Source organism: Vibrio sp. 2017_1457_13 (assembly GCF_030851525.1).
GTDB lineage: Bacteria > Pseudomonadota > Gammaproteobacteria > Enterobacterales > Vibrionaceae > Vibrio > Vibrio metschnikovii.
Map to the genome: position 1 here is coordinate 81,964 of NZ_VHTA01000010.1, position 17,106 is coordinate 99,069.

At 38.9% G+C, this 17,106-nt stretch carries 15 protein-coding genes; all 15 read right to left on the reverse strand.

Features of this window, described 5'->3' with window-relative positions; all coding sequences use genetic code 11:
• Positions 1-20 precede the first annotated feature (20 nt).
• The 15 genes from FKN88_RS14635 to FKN88_RS14705 all read right to left on the reverse strand — a co-directional run bounded on the left by FKN88_RS14635 (position 21) and on the right by FKN88_RS14705 (position 17,092).
• Complete coding sequence (locus FKN88_RS14635; protein WP_306687601.1) at positions 21-830, reverse strand: glycosyltransferase; 810 nt, start codon at positions 828-830, stop codon at positions 21-23.
• A complete protein-coding gene (locus tag FKN88_RS14640; RefSeq protein ID WP_306687600.1) occupies positions 830-2,089 on the reverse strand; it encodes a glycosyl transferase in 1,260 nt (419 codons plus the stop codon). The genes FKN88_RS14635 and FKN88_RS14640 overlap by 1 nt, the downstream gene beginning before the upstream one ends.
• Positions 2,086-3,174: a glycosyltransferase gene (locus FKN88_RS14645; RefSeq protein ID WP_306687599.1), complete on the reverse strand. Its 1,089-nt coding sequence runs from the start codon at positions 3,172-3,174 to the stop codon at positions 2,086-2,088. The genes FKN88_RS14640 and FKN88_RS14645 overlap by 4 nt, the downstream gene beginning before the upstream one ends.
• A gap of 4 nt (positions 3,175-3,178) precedes the next feature.
• Positions 3,179-4,267: an EpsG family protein gene (locus FKN88_RS14650; RefSeq protein WP_306687598.1), complete on the reverse strand. Its 1,089-nt coding sequence runs from the start codon at positions 4,265-4,267 to the stop codon at positions 3,179-3,181.
• A gap of 57 nt (positions 4,268-4,324) precedes the next feature.
• Complete coding sequence (locus FKN88_RS14655) at positions 4,325-5,200, reverse strand: ATP-grasp fold amidoligase family protein (RefSeq protein ID WP_306687597.1); 876 nt, start codon at positions 5,198-5,200, stop codon at positions 4,325-4,327.
• A gap of 47 nt (positions 5,201-5,247) precedes the next feature.
• A complete protein-coding gene (locus FKN88_RS14660) occupies positions 5,248-6,519 on the reverse strand; it encodes a glycosyltransferase (RefSeq protein WP_306687596.1) in 1,272 nt (423 codons plus the stop codon).
• A 1-nt stretch (position 6,520) separates the two neighbouring features.
• Entirely contained in the window at positions 6,521-7,933 is a 1,413-nt protein-coding gene (locus FKN88_RS14665) for an oligosaccharide flippase family protein (protein WP_306687595.1), read from the reverse strand.
• A 46-nt stretch (positions 7,934-7,979) separates the two neighbouring features.
• Complete coding sequence (rffA, locus tag FKN88_RS14670) at positions 7,980-9,110, reverse strand: dTDP-4-amino-4,6-dideoxygalactose transaminase (RefSeq protein ID WP_306687594.1); 1,131 nt, start codon at positions 9,108-9,110, stop codon at positions 7,980-7,982.
• 1 nt (position 9,111) lies between these two features.
• A complete protein-coding gene (locus tag FKN88_RS14675) occupies positions 9,112-9,993 on the reverse strand; it encodes a methionyl-tRNA formyltransferase (RefSeq protein WP_306687593.1) in 882 nt (293 codons plus the stop codon).
• A gap of 12 nt (positions 9,994-10,005) precedes the next feature.
• Positions 10,006-10,929 carry a glucose-1-phosphate thymidylyltransferase RfbA gene (gene rfbA, locus FKN88_RS14680; protein WP_306687592.1) on the reverse strand — a complete coding sequence of 308 codons (924 nt, stop codon included), beginning with the start codon at positions 10,927-10,929 and terminating at the stop codon, positions 10,006-10,008.
• A 63-nt stretch (positions 10,930-10,992) separates the two neighbouring features.
• Positions 10,993-11,358 (reverse strand): four helix bundle protein, encoded by a 366-nt coding sequence (locus FKN88_RS14685; RefSeq protein ID WP_217518975.1) that lies wholly within the window; start codon positions 11,356-11,358, stop codon positions 10,993-10,995.
• Between the two features lie 71 nt (positions 11,359-11,429).
• Entirely contained in the window at positions 11,430-12,581 is a 1,152-nt protein-coding gene (locus FKN88_RS14690; protein ID WP_306687591.1) for a dTDP-glucose 4,6-dehydratase, read from the reverse strand.
• Positions 12,582-12,704: 123 nt separating this feature from the next.
• Complete coding sequence (locus FKN88_RS14695) at positions 12,705-13,685, reverse strand: Wzz/FepE/Etk N-terminal domain-containing protein (RefSeq protein WP_306687626.1); 981 nt, start codon at positions 13,683-13,685, stop codon at positions 12,705-12,707.
• A 339-nt stretch (positions 13,686-14,024) separates the two neighbouring features.
• The gene (locus FKN88_RS14700) at positions 14,025-14,372 is read right to left on the reverse strand and encodes a four helix bundle protein (protein WP_099610802.1); all 348 of its coding nucleotides are present in this window, start codon (positions 14,370-14,372) and stop codon (positions 14,025-14,027) included.
• Positions 14,373-14,521: 149 nt separating this feature from the next.
• On the reverse strand, positions 14,522-17,092 hold the full coding sequence (locus tag FKN88_RS14705; RefSeq protein WP_306687590.1) for an SLBB domain-containing protein: 2,571 nt from the start codon (positions 17,090-17,092) through the stop codon (positions 14,522-14,524).
• Between the last annotated feature and the right edge of the window lie 14 nt (positions 17,093-17,106).

The window sequence follows — 17,106 nt, forward strand, 5'->3', positions numbered from 1 at the left end:
CGCACATTTGTTACAGGCATTTATCGACAAAACTTATAAGCTACCTTCTTAACAAAAAGAGGAGATGAACGTAATATAAATTTAATCATGACGTTTTTAATAAATTCAAAATAAGAAAGAAAGCCTATTTCCTTTTGAAACTGAAGTAACTGATATTCATGTTTAAAATAATCTAGCCCCCGCCTTCCCATCATTTCATCACCTGACCGCATTTTTAATAGAACACTGGGTAAGTTTGCTAACTGAGCGCCATTGACGATTAGCAAGCTCCATAAAGCGTAATCTTGTGCTTTTCGTAAAGGAGGATACCCGCCAACTTCAACTACTGCAGCTTTTCTAAACATAGCGGCTGGGTGGTTCAACGGGCTGCGAGACTTGGCAAACTTTACAATATCATTATGCTCTTGTGGTAATTTTCGGCAACCTAACTGTTCTGTAAATGCCGAATCCCATTCTTCAATGACGCCACTACAAGCGATGACATTGGGGTTTTGCTGCATAAACTTGACTTGTTTTGCAAAACGTTCCGGCATAGCGATATCGTCTGTATCCATGCGGGCGACTAGTTCATATCGACAATGTGCTAAACCTGCATTAAGTGCAGCGCCTAGTCCAACATTCTTTGGCAGCGAAACCATCGTTAATGTTTCTTGAAGTTCGGATTGATAACGATCTAATACTTCTTCAAGCTGTGCTGGTAAAGAACCATCTTTTACAATCACTACCTGTGATGGCTTAAGCGTTTGATTATGATAAATACTTTCTATTGCCTGTTGTAAAAACAGTGAGGTTTCCGCCTTATAGACAGACAGCAGTACCGAAAAATCCACTATAGTAGCTCCATCCGATATAGCTTACGTTCACCCGTAAATACCGAATCAAAATAAACCGCTTTGCCGTCTGGTGTTAACCTTGGGTGCAAATCACAGCGGGTTTCTCCTGAAAATTGAAAACCGTGGAAAAATTCGCCAACGTGCTTAACTTCACCGGTTTTCCAGTTACATTGTAGAAGGTGTTGCATTCTTGCTTTGTCTGGGTAAGTGTCTGTGATAAACCAATCTCCAACGACATGAGGGTGACCATCACCATATTTCGATAAAACCTCATGAGCAAAAGGCGTAAACTCTCTAGTATCAACGTCTAATAGCCAGTACCCATCTTTCTCTTCTGGGCCACGCATATACCCAAGTACAGTATTATCATCTGCCCAGAAACAGTGACTCACCATACCGAAATTACTTAACAATTTCAGTGCCCCCGTTTTGGCATCAGCTAAGAACAAACGATCAAAACGCCTTTTACCTATTAAGTAGCGGTGCATAAATATAAATCTCTCGCCATTAGGAGAGATCATAACATGATTAAACTTATGTACTGCTGCATCGAACTCATCTCGTGGCTTCACGTTGCGTGCATCCGCGATTGAAATCAGCAGCTCTGACTTACCTGTTTCGAAATCGATACGCCATAATCCGTCTTTCTCGCATTCATTTAGCTCATCATTATTTAACGTTGGCAGATTACGGTAACCATAATCGGGTCTCAGTGTCATTAAACGTTGATAATTGAGAGATATAAAATAATCCGTTTTGTATGAGTCCTGAACAGGTTTATCGAAGCATGTCACTTCTTTATTTTCTTTAATTGAGAAAACGCGTGCTACATAGTTATGATTTTTTTCATCAAAATCATTGTAAATAAAAAGATCATCTGTTAACCAATGAGCACGACAGCCTTGTTGCCAATTGTGAGCTTTTACAGGCAGCTTAAAAATAATCTGATTTTCATTACCAAAAATATGTAAATTAACATTTTGATTGGTAGCAGGTAATTCACTCGTAGACTGTTTAGAAGAAAGAGCCAAGATCAACCCTTGTTTATTTTCAGGACATTTATCATAATAACCGAAAAAACTATCGTGCATTTTATTACAATAAGAAATGGGCTCAAAGGTTGTACGATAACGGTAATTTTTCTTATTTTTACTATAAATAATCCGTGAATAACAAAATTTCACAAATTGTTTAATGGCAGGGAACTTTGCAAGAACTCTAGCAATGTGACGCTCTAAGCCGCTATAAGTACTCATTTACCCTCCAATAGAGTTTTATAAAAATCTTGATATTTTTGAGACATGCTCTTTGCTGAAAAGACTTCATTAGCAATTCTTTTTGCCTCTATAACAGAATGTTCATCAAACAGCTCATTAACTTGCCCCATGAGTTTTGCTAAAGAAGCCTCACCATAATTCAGAGTAAACGTTTTACAAGCAGACGATGACTCACAAGCAATCTCTAAGTGTGACTCAATATTGGAAAGGATGACGGGTAAACCTGCCGACAATGCTTCAAGTACAGTGTTCGGCAGTCCTTCAGACAAAGAAGATGAAAGGAAATAATCTGCTCCTGCGAGATAGTCAGGTACATTATTTACATTTCCAAGGAGATGAACACCATTAACATTTTTTGCTTTCAAACTATCCATTAAAGGACCATCTCCTAATATTACCAAACTACCTCGGGTATCGTTTGGCAATTTAGAGAATACTGAAATCAGTAGTTCCATATTTTTCCTTGGAATTAAGCTACCTACTGAAACGAAAATTGGACGCGATAAATTCGAATATAGATCAACATCTAGTTTGTTAACTTCTAGAGAGCTTACTCCATTTTGAATTGCGAAACATTTCAAGCCATGGTCATTTAGTTTTTTTTGAATTGTTTTTGAACATGCAACCAAATTTTCACAGCGTTCCATTGCTAAAAGATGTTGTTTTACCATAATACTACCTTTTAGTTTTCCAAACTTTGTTGGATAATCATCTACAGGATAGTTTCTAGAAGTCATTAGCCAAGGAATATTTAATGAAAATGAAGATAAAAGACTGTCAGCTCGAATACCTTGCGTATGGATTATATCAGGCTTAATCTCATCTATTATATTTCTAAGTTTTGGTTTAGCAAATAAAATACCACCTAGACGAGATAAATTTAATGAATAGAGATTTATCCCTAGTTTCTCATAATCATTCCACCGACTATCTTCCGGTTCAGGAGACAGTGTAGCAACCGAAGGCTCAAAAACTGACCTATCAAGATTTTTAATAAGATTAAAAAGTTGGTTTGTAGGGCCTGAGCGTTTTAACGTACTAACTATGTAAAGTATTTTTTTCATAAAATTACACTATTGAAATCTCATAGGGAAAGCGACCTTCTTTGAAGTATAGATTCAAATACAATGTCAGAAAAGCATACAGCAGAATAAAGATAGTCATGATGAACTTTTGCCTGAATGCATAAATTAAAGCTGGGATTAAAAGCACTTCAACGATACTAAAAAATGTTGCGACTCGAGCTGCAAATATACCAAAGTCACTGAAGGCAATCCGCCAAGTAACGGCAAGGAAATAAAACAACAACATGGTATCAAAGTAAATAACTTTATCTTTAATTCGTGATCTTAGCGCTACAGACAATAATAAAATAAAACTGTTTTTTATATTGGTTATATCTAATAGCGATACCGTTTCAGCATAACCTGAATTAGCATAACCTGTAAGCTTAGTGGTAACATGACCTAAGTTAGGTAAAACACTAAGTAATAACGAACTTACGCCTAAAAGACCCAAGGTTATTGAAATAACATATCCAACAAATAACCTTTTATTAGTGAGCTTTAAAAATGAAATAAAATACACTAAAAAATATGATAGCGAAGCCATATGAAATGCCCCTGCCAAGAATATCGTACATATTATTTTAAAATGTTGCCTGTGATAAATTTGTGGTATTAAAAAAAGACCAATAGCAGCGGCTATAGCCGCACGAATTTGATTAATATCACGATATAAATATGTGTGAACAAAAAACAAAACTAAAACCAAGAATACATATTTTGAAAAACTGTAATAATTATAAGATGCAATACCTACTGAAAATAGCGAAACGACTAAAAATAGATATGTATAGTTTGATGTAAACAAACGAATAATTGCCCCTAAAGCAATATAAGCAGGCTCCATCCAAGTCTCGGAAAAAGAGTATGTAAACTCTCCAGTGAACCAATAACTTATATCTGGCACCTCCAAGAACTTTATAATATAGTTCCAATCATCAGCACCAACTCCAGCCCCTCTAAATCCTGCAAAAAAAATTAATAGTAAGGAAGATAATATAAAAAAAAATGGTTTTAGATAAGAAAATTGCTTTGTATTTTGAGCAACTGAACAAAAAGCAAGCCAACCAAAAACAACCAAGTATGGTGTCATACTTTAACCTTTAATAAAATATATAACATATGTGTTATCTAGTTGACATTGTCATTTTTATTTCGCTGGATCACCATGCCAAAGGTTTCCCATCCAAAGATCAAACATTTTGTGCATAAAAATAGCACCACCGCTAGTTTTTGCAAAAGTCAACTCACCAAAATAAATATTTCCAGAAACATTATAAAAATCAACTCGAACATGAGTAAATTCATCTGCTAATTGTTTTGCTTTCTCTAACATTATTTCATAATTAACTGGTCTTTTTATTTTAGTAATAATATTAGGATATTCAATGGTTAAAGGCAACCAATTCAGTTCTTCATCAAAATAGCTAATTGTGTGATTATAACCTTGACCAAAATGAACCTCTAATAATATTTTAAAAGTCCCATCTTCTTGCTTAAACATATGGAATTTATAATCTTTTAAATCCTTTTCACCTTCCTCTGGGTAGATGCGTTTTTCGACTAAAATCTGAGGTTTGATCTCGCTATACCAAGGTTCATTTTGATATTTACCAAAATCGATAGTTAGCTGGTGGTTAACATCATCACATGCCGCTTTAAGCTCAGTTTGACTCATATCCGTTGTTAATAAATACACAGGCCCAGAGTTATGGTTCGCTTTGAGTAGGCAATCACCATGTTCAGTTAGCAAAGCTTGTATTTGCTCTAGTGTGATACTGCTGCCTGTATATAAATTAGGAATAATATACTGTTCACCTATTTTCTCAGCCACATACTCTTTGGCGGCTATTTTATCAGCACAGACACTAAATAATGGATGATTAGCATTTCTCTTACGGTAATTAACTTTTTCATTGTATGTTTTTGGCTGTTTAAAGTTAGGAATATACTTGTTGTTATAAACAAATCGAAGCCAAAAGTAGAGGTTACGGATAAATCCGATCTCCTTTAATATTTTTTTCATTTTTCACTTCCGATATAAAACTTAAAGACTAAGAAAAAAATACCAAGTCACTTTTCATTTATATTTCTAAAATCTTCAAATTGTGTACGTCTAGGATGCCTACGATTAAATTTCATATTTATCCTGTCAGCCACTCGAGATAATTCATAAACCCAGCGGTTAAACTTGAACTCGCATGCTGGCATTTCAATATTTTTCAACGAATCCATTGACTTTTGACAGCTTTCATTGGTAAACGGATCAATACAGTCAAGATGTTTTTCTTTTAAGCGTTTTCTGTCAACATTGGACATGCGGATGTATTCACATATGATATCTTCAACATTAAAAAGCGGCAGCTCTAATCCTTTCAAGTTATACTCATGCTGGTATATATCACAAAAATACCCATATGTTTTTGGTTCTATCATATTCTCTACACCAGTAATACACGGTACTCCTAATGATGAGGCTTGAATAATTGCCGTACCACTACCAATAAATAAATCATAGTGCGATACAGTTGAGTCAAAACTTGAATAGTCTAAGGTTCCTTTTAAAAAAAAGTTGTCTTGCAAGTTGAATTTATTTATTTTTTCTTGAATTTCCTGCTTTAAAGGACCGTCTCCATAGACATCAAACTTAACATCAATTCCTCTCTCAATTAGATTTTTGATAACATTTACCATATAAAAATTATAGGTTTTAAATTCAACCAATCGTCCAATAGCTACAATTTTCAGTGGCGCTATTAAATTACCTATAAGCGTTACCTCCTTTTTGTCGATAACACCTAGCCTAAATGTATTAGATCTATCAAATGATTTTTTTTTATGCTTTCTGTAGAGATTACGATTACCTTCAGAGAAGAAAAATAACGACTCATCGGGTAGATAGTTAAATATAAAACTTCTATTTACTTTTTCATGCCAAGCTACTCTATCCCCGCCCCATAAATATTTTATATAGTGATAAAAACCAATTGTGATGGGAGTGTTTCTGTCTAGTTCTTTTGCGATTCGATAGCCAAGCATAGCGTGCATACCATCAAAAACGTGGATTTGGTCAACATCTTTTAATTTTTCTAAGGTTATTTTACGCTTTAATGGAGAAAGAAGTGGAAATCGACGAGAAAACAAAGAAGGACCATAGAAAACATCCTCAGGAAAAATCACATTTGCGTATTTTTTTATTTCTGAAATCAACTCATCATTACTCTGCTCTGGTTTAGACAATAATAAAATGGAAGTGGGTAATTTTTTTTTAAATCGCTCTTTTGCCATTCTTACGAAAAAAGTTTCAATACCACCGACTGGTAATGCACCATATATAAACAACATATTATAAACCTTTGATAACTTTCTTCATTTCTAGTGTGATTTTCTTAAATCTGCCACCATAACAAATCACCACTAATAAAAACAATAAAAACCAAGCCATTATCAAATAGTCAAGGCGTGCCTTATTGATAACCATAAAAATTGTTAATGTCATATAGCAAATAGCAATTAGATAAAGTTTAAATCTAGGAAAACTCCACCATAGCTTTGCCGTTGCTTCTGTTCTTACAACGAAATAAGTAAAAAAGGCTAGTAGAGTAGCAATTGCTGCACCAGATGCGCCCAGATCAGGTATTAAGATATAATTTAATGTTGCATTAATCAAAAATGCCAATATTGAAGCTAGCATAGAGAAAGCAGAGCGGCGAGTTATACCAACACCCACACCAGTCGTTTCCGATAGCATTTTAAATAAAGGCATAGCAATACAGGCAACGATTAAGTATTCTATTGCTGAATATTCTGGTGGTAAAAAGTAGACCAAAACAAAAGAGAGCATTCCAACCAAAGACCAAATTAAGCAGACTGCAAGCAGCATGCATTCGATTACGTTTAATACTTTTGCTTTATCAACGCCGTTTTTTACCCACTTGTAGAGAATCGGATGCCAAAGATTTGAAAATATTGTTGAGATAACTGATACTGCTCCAGCAAGTGATACCGACAAAGCATAGACTCCTAACTCCTCAAAACCTGAAAAACTACGTAAAAAGAACCTGTCCATAGTTGTCAAACCCCAGTAAGCAATACCGCCAGCAACAAGTGGTAAGCTAAAGGTTAACATTCGGTATAAGAGTTCACGATCAAGCGGTTTTAGTATAGCGGGTAACCACGTTGATCTGGTCCACCATGCAAAAATAGTTACCGAACTTCCGACGGCCAGTACATTCATTAGCATCAGTGTTTGAAATTCAGCCCTTAAATTAAGAAAGAATATAAAGCCAATAAAAATCAGTAATAGCAGTTTAGGGAGGATTTGGGTTGCTGAAAAAACCAACCCACGCTCTTCCATACGTACAACATGAGCGAAAAAATTAATAAAGTAACTGCAATAGATACCAAAAATTAGTAACCAAGTCAGTAAAGTGGAATCAATATCAAATAATAATTTAGAAATTGACCATGGTGAAAGCAGTATGATTAATAAGAACAGAGTTAAAACAACTAAGCCAGGTAAAACTGCATGTTTAAATAATGCAGCTTTATCATCCTCTTCATGATACTCACGTACATAAGCTTGATGCATGGCTAGGCTAAACAATGACACACTTAAAGCTAATGTTACTTGCAGCATGGTTAAACGGCCAACATCTTCAACACTAAAAAACCACGCTACAAAAGGTAACGTGATTAGACTTAATGCGGCAGCTCCGATAGGACCTATCGAGAATTGTATAACTTTTTTAACGTTCAAAATATTAAACTCTTTATATACTTTTGATTAATAAAACCGTTCATTTTTAAAGAGTTTTAACAAAGTTTAAAATTACACTACAAATATAATCAACCTGTTCAACCGTTAACTCATAAAACAAAGGTAGCCTAACCAGGGCGTCTGTAAATCGGTCAGAGTTTGGCAAATTACTTCCACTATATTTAGCTTGATAATATTCACTTTGATGTAATGACAAATAATGGAAAACGGCATATATACCATTATCTTTCAAAAATTGAATTAACGCGCTACGTTGCTCAAGGCTTTCACACACCAAATAAAACATATGAGCATTATTGGTCGAATAATCTGCAACTGACGGTAACTCAATGCCTGAACCAGTTAACACGTTACTCAAATTATCATAATACCGTTGCCAAATCGCTTTACGCCTTGCTTGAATATCATCAATATTCTCAAGCTGAGCATAGAGATACGCGGAAATAATATCGGATGGTAAAAATGATGAACCGATATCTACCCAACCATATTTGGCTACTTCACCACGGAAGAAAGACGAACGGTTAGTCCCTTTTTCACGGATTATCTCAGCACGCTGAATGTATTTTTCATCATTAATCGCGAGAAGACCACCTTCTCCTGCAATAATGTTTTTAGTTTCGTGGAATGAAAATGTACCAAAGGTGCCAATACTACCAAGCGGACGACCTTTGTAATATCCATCTATCGCTTGCGCTGCATCTTCTACTACGGGAATGTTATATTGGCTAGCTAATGCCATAATGGTATCCATATCACAAGCAACACCAGCATAATGAACAACAACAATCGCTTTTGTTTTTGGTGTAATCAGCTTCTCGATATGCTGAGGATCAATGTTAGGATGATCTGCATAGCTATCAGCAAAAACTATTTTTGCACCGCGTAAGGCAAAGGCATTGACGGTAGAAACAAAAGTGTAAGATGGAGCAATTACCTCATCATCAGGCTGAATATCTAGCAAAATAGCTGCCATTTCTAAGGCATCAGTACACGATGTAGTCATTAATGCTTTTTTGAAATGATAACGTTGCTCAAAAAATTCATGACATTTTTTAGTAAACTCACCGTCACCTGAGATTTTGCCCAATCTAATCACTTGAGCTATATTTATAAGCTCTTGACCATGTAAATATGGTTTGTTGAACGGAATCATATTATTTAAACCTTGTTCTCATTTTGGTTATTTTTATTTTATCCCCACGGCTATTTTCAATTTCATCGAGCCTTAGAAGGCCTCTTCCGCAGACAACTACAGGCTTCCCATCAGCAAAGAAAATAATTTTCCCTGGTGTTCTATTTTCTACAACAATATCATTTACCAGTGTACTTCTTTTAACTCTAACTAATTCATTATTTACAAAGCTTGAGGCACCTAGATATGGGTACCCCAAGGTATTAATTTTCAAATATATTTCTTCAGAAGTTGATGACCAATCAATTAAATAATCTTCTTCATCTCGCCATAAACTATAAGTGGCTTTATTCTCATCCTGAGGAACACCCTTTAATTTATTTTCAACAAATAATTCATAAATTATTTTTGCAACATCATAGTAAGCACAAGCAATATTGCTAATCGCATCTTCGATAAAAATTGGATATGAGATAGGGATTTTAACTTGATATACTACATTACCACAATCATAGCTTTCAGCAGCAGTTAAAGCTGTAAGTCCTATATAATCATCCTTATTTAATAATGCCGTAACTAAAGGATTAAAACCTCTATATTTAGGCAACAATGAATCATGGAAAACAATTAATGAGTCAGATGGTATATCATAGATCATTTTCTGCCAGCCTGCTGCTATCGCAAGCCCAAAATCCAAATCATTGTCTAATGAATCATATGTATACTGAATGTTGTTTATTTTGCAAAAATCTAAAATCTCTTCTGAATAATCATTTAAAACATTTCTATCTCTGCCAATAACAACTATAATTTTTTCTGTTTTCTCTTTAATTCCGTGTACGGTTTTTAAACCTTTGAGTCCAGTTGCAAAAATTTTAATTACGTTTGAATTAGCTATATACATATTATTTCTATTCTATATTATTTTTATTAATGATTGTAAATACTGCCCATACCCATTTTTAGCCATCAACTCTGCACGCGCTGACACTTGTTCTGTAGACAACCACTGTTGGCTATAAGCGATTTCTTCTAGACAAGCCACTTTATAGCCTTGGCGTTTTTCAATCGTTTCCACAAACTGCGCGGCTTCTAATAGACTTTCATGAGTGCCGGTATCCAGCCAAGCGTAGCCACGACCGAGTAATTCAACATTAAGTTGATTACGCTTTAAGTACATCTCATTAAGACAAGTAATTTCTAGCTCACCACGCGCTGAAGGCTGAACCTCTTTGGCCAGTTTTACGACCTGATTATCGTAAAAATACAGCCCAGTGACAGCAAAATTACTTTTTGGTTGGCTTGGCTTTTCTTCAATGGAAATGGCGCGTTTATTATCATCAAATTCGACCACACCAAAACGCTCAGGATCTTTAACTTGATAGCCAAACACGGTTGCCCCTTGGCCGTTATTGGCATTAGCAACCGCTTGTTGCAACTTAGGTCGAAAGCCTTGCCCCCAAAAAATATTATCGCCCAATACTAAACAAACTGAGGAATCGCCAATAAATTCTTCACCAATAATAAAGGCCTGTGCCAGGCCATCAGGTGACTCTTGCACCGCGTATTCAAGGGCAATACCAAACTGGCTGCCATCACCCAATAAGCGTTGAAAACTGGCTTGATCTTCTGGGGTGGTAATGATCAAAATCTCACGAATGCCCGCCAGCATTAATACCGACAGCGGATAGTAAATCATCGGTTTGTCGTAAACCGGTAGCAGCTGCTTGGAGACTCCCATGGTGATGGGATAAAGGCGAGTGCCTGAGCCGCCGGCCAAAATAATACCTTTGGTATTATTTTGAGTGTTGAATGTTGATTGTTGAATGTTTAATTCCATGATTAATGCTTAATAATTTTTAATGTTAATTGGTAAATGTTAAATGGAATGAAATAGCTTGGTTTACTTCTTCTGAGTTTGCTGGGCGGTTTTCACAATGCTGGTAAGCATTTTTATCAGCTCTTCACTCTGAGTAAGTAAGGTTGCAACATGTCCATCTTTCTGATTTAAGTAGTCGGTTTCACACAATAGCTTTAGCCAATAATGCGATTCTCTGGCTTCTTTACTGGCAATCGACATTTTTGCAATAAAGTCTGCATGACTTTGTGCGGCTTGCGCTTCATTGATATTGGCACCAATTGATGTACCCGATCGTAAGAGTTGTTTAGTCAGCACATATTCTTTATGTGTTTTAACTAAATGTTGGTTTAGCTTGACGATTCGAATCGCAAATTGAAACGCTTTGTCCAACACCAGATTCGAACTCATCCACTCCCCCCAACATTCAGCATTTTCAACTAGCCATTAACCATTTCCAATTAAACATTCACGATTAATAATTAACAACTACCTAATCGTTCACGTTGGTAGCTACCATCCTGCACATTTTGGCACCATTGTTGGTTGTCCAAATACCACTCAACCGTTTTGCAAATCCCAGATTCAAAGGTTTCTTCTGGCCTCCAACCTAATTCACGCTCAATCTTACTGGCATCAATCGCATAGCGTCTATCGTGCCCAGGGCGGTCTTTAACGTGAGTGATTAATGATGAATGTTGCGTGTTGATTGGGTAGCCACGCTGCTCCATCGGTACTAGTTGATCCATAATCGCACAAATAGTTTTTACCACTTCAATGTTCTGCTTCTCATTATGGCCGCCGATATTGTAGGTCTCACCCACTTTGCCTTCTGTTACCACTTTGTACAGTGCACGGGCATGGTCTTCGACATACAGCCAATCACGAATTTGATTACCCTGACCATAAACCGGTAATGGCTTACCTTCTAAGGCATTTAAGATCACCAGCGGAATCAGCTTCTCAGGGAAATGGTACGGGCCATAGTTATTTGAGCAGTTGGTGACTATGGTAGGTAAACCATAAGTACGAAGCCACGCGCGCACCAAATGATCAGAGGAAGCTTTAGAGGCTGAATACGGGCTTGATGGCGCATAAGCGGTGGTTTCAGTAAACAAGGGTAAATGGTTAATGCTTAATGTTGAATTTTTAATGTTTAATTCATCATTCACCATTACACATTCATCATTATTCTCAACCTCATCAGGGTGTGGCAGGTCACCATATACTTCATCGGTCGAGATGTGGTGGAAGCGGAACGATAGTTTCGCTTTATCATCGAGCTTGTTCCAATATTGACGAGTCGCTTCCAACAAAGTGTAAGTACCAACAATATTGGTTTCAATAAACGCAGCAGGGCCATCGATAGAGCGATCAACATGGGACTCAGCAGCAAGGTGCATGACTGCATCCGGTTGATGCAAAGCAAAAACGCGATCCAGTTCAGTGCGGTTACAAATGTCCACTTGCTCAAAGGCATAACGTTCACTATCTGCAACCAAGGTTAACGATTCTAAATTACCTGCGTAAGTCAGCTTATCCAAGTTAACTACGCTATCTGTCGTACATTGAATAATATGGCGAATAACGGCAGAGCCAATAAAGCCAGCACCACCGGTGACAAGAATTTTCATGATTTATCCTATAAGAATAAGAGCGGGCTGCGCCCTGCTAGAGCGTCGCTGCGCGACTGCGAGAAGCTAGATTCTATAAAAGCGTAAAGGCAGTTATAGATTCTAGAAGGCCGTTAGGCCGCTCTAGTTGCTCGATTCAACTTCTTCTTCCCTTCTAAACGCAAAGCGCACCAAAACAATCGCTATGCCAAGCATACCGCCGAGTAAGGTGCCTAATACGCAAATTAGTGCGCGTTTCGGGCCATCTTTTAGCTCTGGCACTACCGCGGGGTCAATAAGCTTAAACACAAATTCATCTTGCGCTTCAGCCAACATTAGGGTTTTGGTTTGCTCTTCAATCAGGGAATAAAAGGTGGCTTGCATAGCAGCAATGGAGGTGCGTTGTAGCTGCTCTTGTAGATAAGCGAGGTTTCGAGTGGCCTCAGTAATGGTACGCTCACGCATCACTTGGTTAATATCATCCACCAATAAACTTACCCATTGCTGGGCAATATAAGGGGAAAGATGAGTAATACTCACCGTGTATAAACCGCTATCACGACTGGAATTGACGCTAAAAATCTCTTTAAAGGCTTGAATAGCTTCTTGAGCGGTAGGCTCTACGCCACGCAGCCCTTTAGGTTCACGCAACCAAGTTTGGGTTTGAGAGTCGTAAACCTCTTGATTAATCACTAACTGATTGTTATTTGCATCCCATTCTTGAGTCGCCATTAACGGGACCCAGAGATCATGCTTATCAATAAAGTATTCTAAAAACTGACGTGATTGCATGATTTGTGCTGCCAGTTCGGTTTGAGTCATTTTACCACTCCCCAAATTAACGCCACCTAACGCGGCTAAGCCGCCTAGTTGGCCTGCCATCCGCGAGAGGCCGCCCCCTTCTCCGCTGTCTGCCGGAGCCAATAAAGCATCGGCTTTGTAGGTATTAGGTTGGCTAAGAGCGTACAACACGGCACCGACAGCAAAGATGAAGGTAGTAGCGATGATGATCCATTTGCCTTTCCAGAGGGCGATGAAGAGTTCGCGTAAGTCGATTTCGTCATCGTGCCGCGGCAGCGGCGCGAATTGCGCATCTGGTTGGTATGGTGGGTTGTTTTGGGTCATTTGTGTGTTCATAGGTTCTTCGGGTTTAGGGTCTGGTGAAGAAAGAGCGGGCTGCGCCCTGCTAGAGCATCGCTGCGCGACTGCGAGAAGCTAGATTCTATAAAAACGTAAAAGCAGTTATATATTCTAGCAGGCCGTTAGGCCGCTCTAGTAAGTTGCGTTAGCAAAACGCTCTCGTTTCTAGACTAAGAGCGGGCTGCGCCCTGCTAGAGCGTCGCTACGCGACTGCGAGAAGCTAGATTCTATAAAAGCGTAAAGGCAATTATAGATTCTAGCAGGCCGTTAGGCCGCTCTAGTAAGTTGCGTTAGCAACGCTCTCGTCTCTAGCTGTTCTCGTCCTTACATCTTTCTTTGCTTTTGTTTAATCATTGCGCCCAAAATTTTGGCTAATTCTTTTGCTTCTTGAACCATACCTAATGCCGGTTCTTTATCTAAGTAGCCAATCTCGATACCGATATAAAGTTGAGTAACTAACTCACCAAGTGAGCCTTTGGCATAGTACAAAAAACGAATTTGATCTTTTAGGGTTTCGCGCTCTTCACCCTCTGCAATATTAGAAGGAACTGAAAGTCCAGAACGAGTGATTTGGTCTTTAAATCCCCAATTACTGACTGACTCTGTCATTTGATATATTTGACATGAGAGTCGTGATGCTCTTTTCCAAACATCCAGTTGTTCAAAGCGCATGGGTGATCCTTATCAGATATAGAGCCCTGCTAGAGCGTCGCTGCACGACTGCGAGAAACTAGATTCTATAAAAGCATAAAAGCAGTTATAGATTCTAGCAGGCCGTTAGGCCGCTCTAGCAAGTTGCGCTAGCAACGCTCTCGTTTCTACTATTTCAACGCATTTACCGCTACACCGGTTTGATACAAGATTTGCGTTGCGGCGGTCCAGACATTAAGCGCGTCGCGGTAATCGGTATCGACTGGAACAACAATCGTATCACCTGGGTTTAACGTTTCATTGCGGCGGCCAAACCAGAAACTGGTGTTGGGGGTAAAGACAGAGCCATCAGCACGGACCACGAAAATACGCCCTTCATCCGCTTGCTTCTTAATACCACCCGCGCGGTTGATATAATCTTTCACTGTTAGACTTGGGTCGAGTAAGTAGGTGATTCCCACTTGTACTTCACCCATGATCGAAATGGTATTACGGAACTTAGGCACGTATAAAAAGTCACCATCTTCGAGCATAAAGTTGGCACTTGGCTGACCGGCAATCACTTCATCCAGTTGTACTACCATACGCCCTAGCGCACGACTTTTGGTCGCCTCTTCAATAAAGGCTAAGGTTTTATCTGGATTAGTGATCACACTTGAAACACGGCTATCGGCATTAAAGCTTTTTTTCGCCACTTCACGGCGCATATCCGCAGCGTATTGAGTAAGCAATTTTTGCTCTTGCAAGCGCAAGGCTTCACGAGTGAACACCGCTCCTTGTGGATGAGCAAAATCGGTCAAACCACCCGCACGTTCAATCACTTGAGCTAAAGTATCACCAGGAAGAACGGTATAATTGCCAGGGAAGCGGACTTCACCTTGCAAAGTGATGGTATTTTGCTGGCGGACATCTGGTCGTTCAAACACGCTTAGCCTATCTCGTGGCTTGACGACCACTTGATAATCACCATTAAGCACTGCCGTTAAGTTAACTTGCTCAATATTGGCTCGGTTATCCGCTTGGTTAATCGCTGCGCGGGTTAGCTCGGCTCGGTTACTGTAAGCATTGGCGGTTAGGCCACCAGCAGCAGTAAGTAATTGATTTAAATCATGCTGTTGAGTTATCGGATAACGACCTGGATAACGTAGTTCACCCACTAGCTCAACAATTGGTGCTGGCTCTCCGTAGCGTGCTTGTTGTTGTAAGCGAAACAGTACAGGGGCTAATAACGCACGACGTGAATTGGTGGCTTGGTTGCTATCTATAATTAACTGGGCACTGATCTCTTGTTTATCTTGACGAGCTTGACGCTGAGCTTGATCTAAAGATTGAATGGTTTCTTCTGTGGTGCCGTTATCGCGATCAACACCATTACGGCTAAAAATAATCAGTTGATCGCCATTATTAAGCGAGAGATTATTTGTCCCTTCAGGATTGAGTAACGCATCCGCTAGGCTAAATTGTAAGACTTTAATATCACGTTGATGGTTAATTTCTCTAATCACTAGAGCATAATCTAAATCAGCAGTTGGATTAAAAGCGCTGTCTTGAGATTGAAAGACGTCGCTAATAGTCATGCCATCACGCCACTCGAGCAATCCTGGATGACTCACATCACCCGTCACTTGTATTACATTGGTTAAAGGATTAGTGCGGGTGGCAACCGTAAGAATATCACCGCGACGAGCAGGTTGATTGAGCACACGGATATCGGTCAAATTGAGATCAATCAGTTCGACACTTTCTCCTGACAACAAACGTTTAACTTGACTACGCTCAGCAAAGGCATTGATACGCAATCCGCCTGCCATGGCGATTAAATCTTGATAGGTTTCTCCCGACTTGATCTCATATATAGCAGGACGTTGCACTTGTCCTTCAATGGTTACCACATCGGCCACCGGAGCAATCCAAACCACATCGCCCGGCAGTAGACGGACATCACTACTGGTATCACCTTTTAACAGCAAGTCGTACATATCTAAGATTTGTACGACTTGACCATCACGTTTAAGCTGAACATTACGTAATGCGCCACTGCTGTTAAAACCACCACTGTGGTAAATCGCTTGTGATAGGGTAGTCAAAGCACTCACTGTGTAAGCACCTGGTTTGTGAGCTTCACCCATCACAAAAATCTGCATACTACGTAATTGGCCTAAAGTGATATCGCTACGCACACCGATCATTTGCTCTTGAACGCGTTGCGTAATACTAGCTCTCACATCACTAAAAGCTAACCCTGCCACAGAGATAGGGCCTAAAGTAGGAAAATTGATCACCCCTTCTCGGTTAACCAACAACCGATGAGTAACATTCACTTTACCAAACAGTTGCACGACAATTTCATCCCCAGGGCCGACAGGATAATCACTGGGTACAGGGGAGTCATTAGTCGGAGCAAAAGTGGAAGGCGAGGAAGCAAATAAACCCAAGCCAAAGCGCTTTAAACCATTCGCTTTACCATTATTTTCTTTGTTTTTATTCAGCTCATCATCTTCTGAGTCTCTTGGCTCTTGCGTTGCGGCTTCTTCTAGCTGACTGGGCGACTCGCTGTTTGTCGCTTGTGCTTGTGCCTGTGATAAATCAACACCAAATTGATCCGCTAGCGCTTGTTGCTGACTGGCTGGAAGATTTTGAAACATGTTGATCTGTGCTGGCGTTGGACCTTGAGCAATAGCTTGGCTAGCTAATAAACAAAGTAATAGCGGCGCAAAAAGGGTAAAGCGTCCTTTAAACATGGTAGTTTCCGATG

Bases quoted from the DNA above. Each gene is read 5' to 3' on its own strand.
- FKN88_RS14685 (WP_217518975.1), bottom strand. From the start codon at position 11,358: ATGAGTTCGAATCTGGTGTTGGACAAAGCGTTTCAATTTGCGATTCGA.
- FKN88_RS14655 (WP_306687597.1), bottom strand. From the start codon at position 5,200: ATGAAAAAAATATTAAAGGAGATCGGATTTATCCGTAACCTCTACTTT.
- FKN88_RS14650 (WP_306687598.1), bottom strand. From the start codon at position 4,267: ATGACACCATACTTGGTTGTTTTTGGTTGGCTTGCTTTTTGTTCAGTT.
- FKN88_RS14640 (WP_306687600.1), bottom strand. From the start codon at position 2,089: ATGAGTACTTATAGCGGCTTAGAGCGTCACATTGCTAGAGTTCTTGCA.
- FKN88_RS14695 (WP_306687626.1), bottom strand. From the start codon at position 13,685: ATGACCCAAAACAACCCACCATACCAACCAGATGCGCAATTCGCGCCG.
- rffA (WP_306687594.1), bottom strand. From the start codon at position 9,110: ATGATTCCGTTCAACAAACCATATTTACATGGTCAAGAGCTTATAAAT.
- rfbA (WP_306687592.1), bottom strand. From the start codon at position 10,929: ATGGAATTAAACATTCAACAATCAACATTCAACACTCAAAATAATACC.
- FKN88_RS14700 (WP_099610802.1), bottom strand. From the start codon at position 14,372: ATGCGCTTTGAACAACTGGATGTTTGGAAAAGAGCATCACGACTCTCA.
- FKN88_RS14705 (WP_306687590.1), bottom strand. From the start codon at position 17,092: ATGTTTAAAGGACGCTTTACCCTTTTTGCGCCGCTATTACTTTGTTTA.
- FKN88_RS14645 (WP_306687599.1), bottom strand. From the start codon at position 3,174: ATGAAAAAAATACTTTACATAGTTAGTACGTTAAAACGCTCAGGCCCT.
- FKN88_RS14690 (WP_306687591.1), bottom strand. From the start codon at position 12,581: ATGAAAATTCTTGTCACCGGTGGTGCTGGCTTTATTGGCTCTGCCGTT.
- FKN88_RS14660 (WP_306687596.1), bottom strand. From the start codon at position 6,519: ATGTTGTTTATATATGGTGCATTACCAGTCGGTGGTATTGAAACTTTT.
- FKN88_RS14675 (WP_306687593.1), bottom strand. From the start codon at position 9,993: ATGTATATAGCTAATTCAAACGTAATTAAAATTTTTGCAACTGGACTC.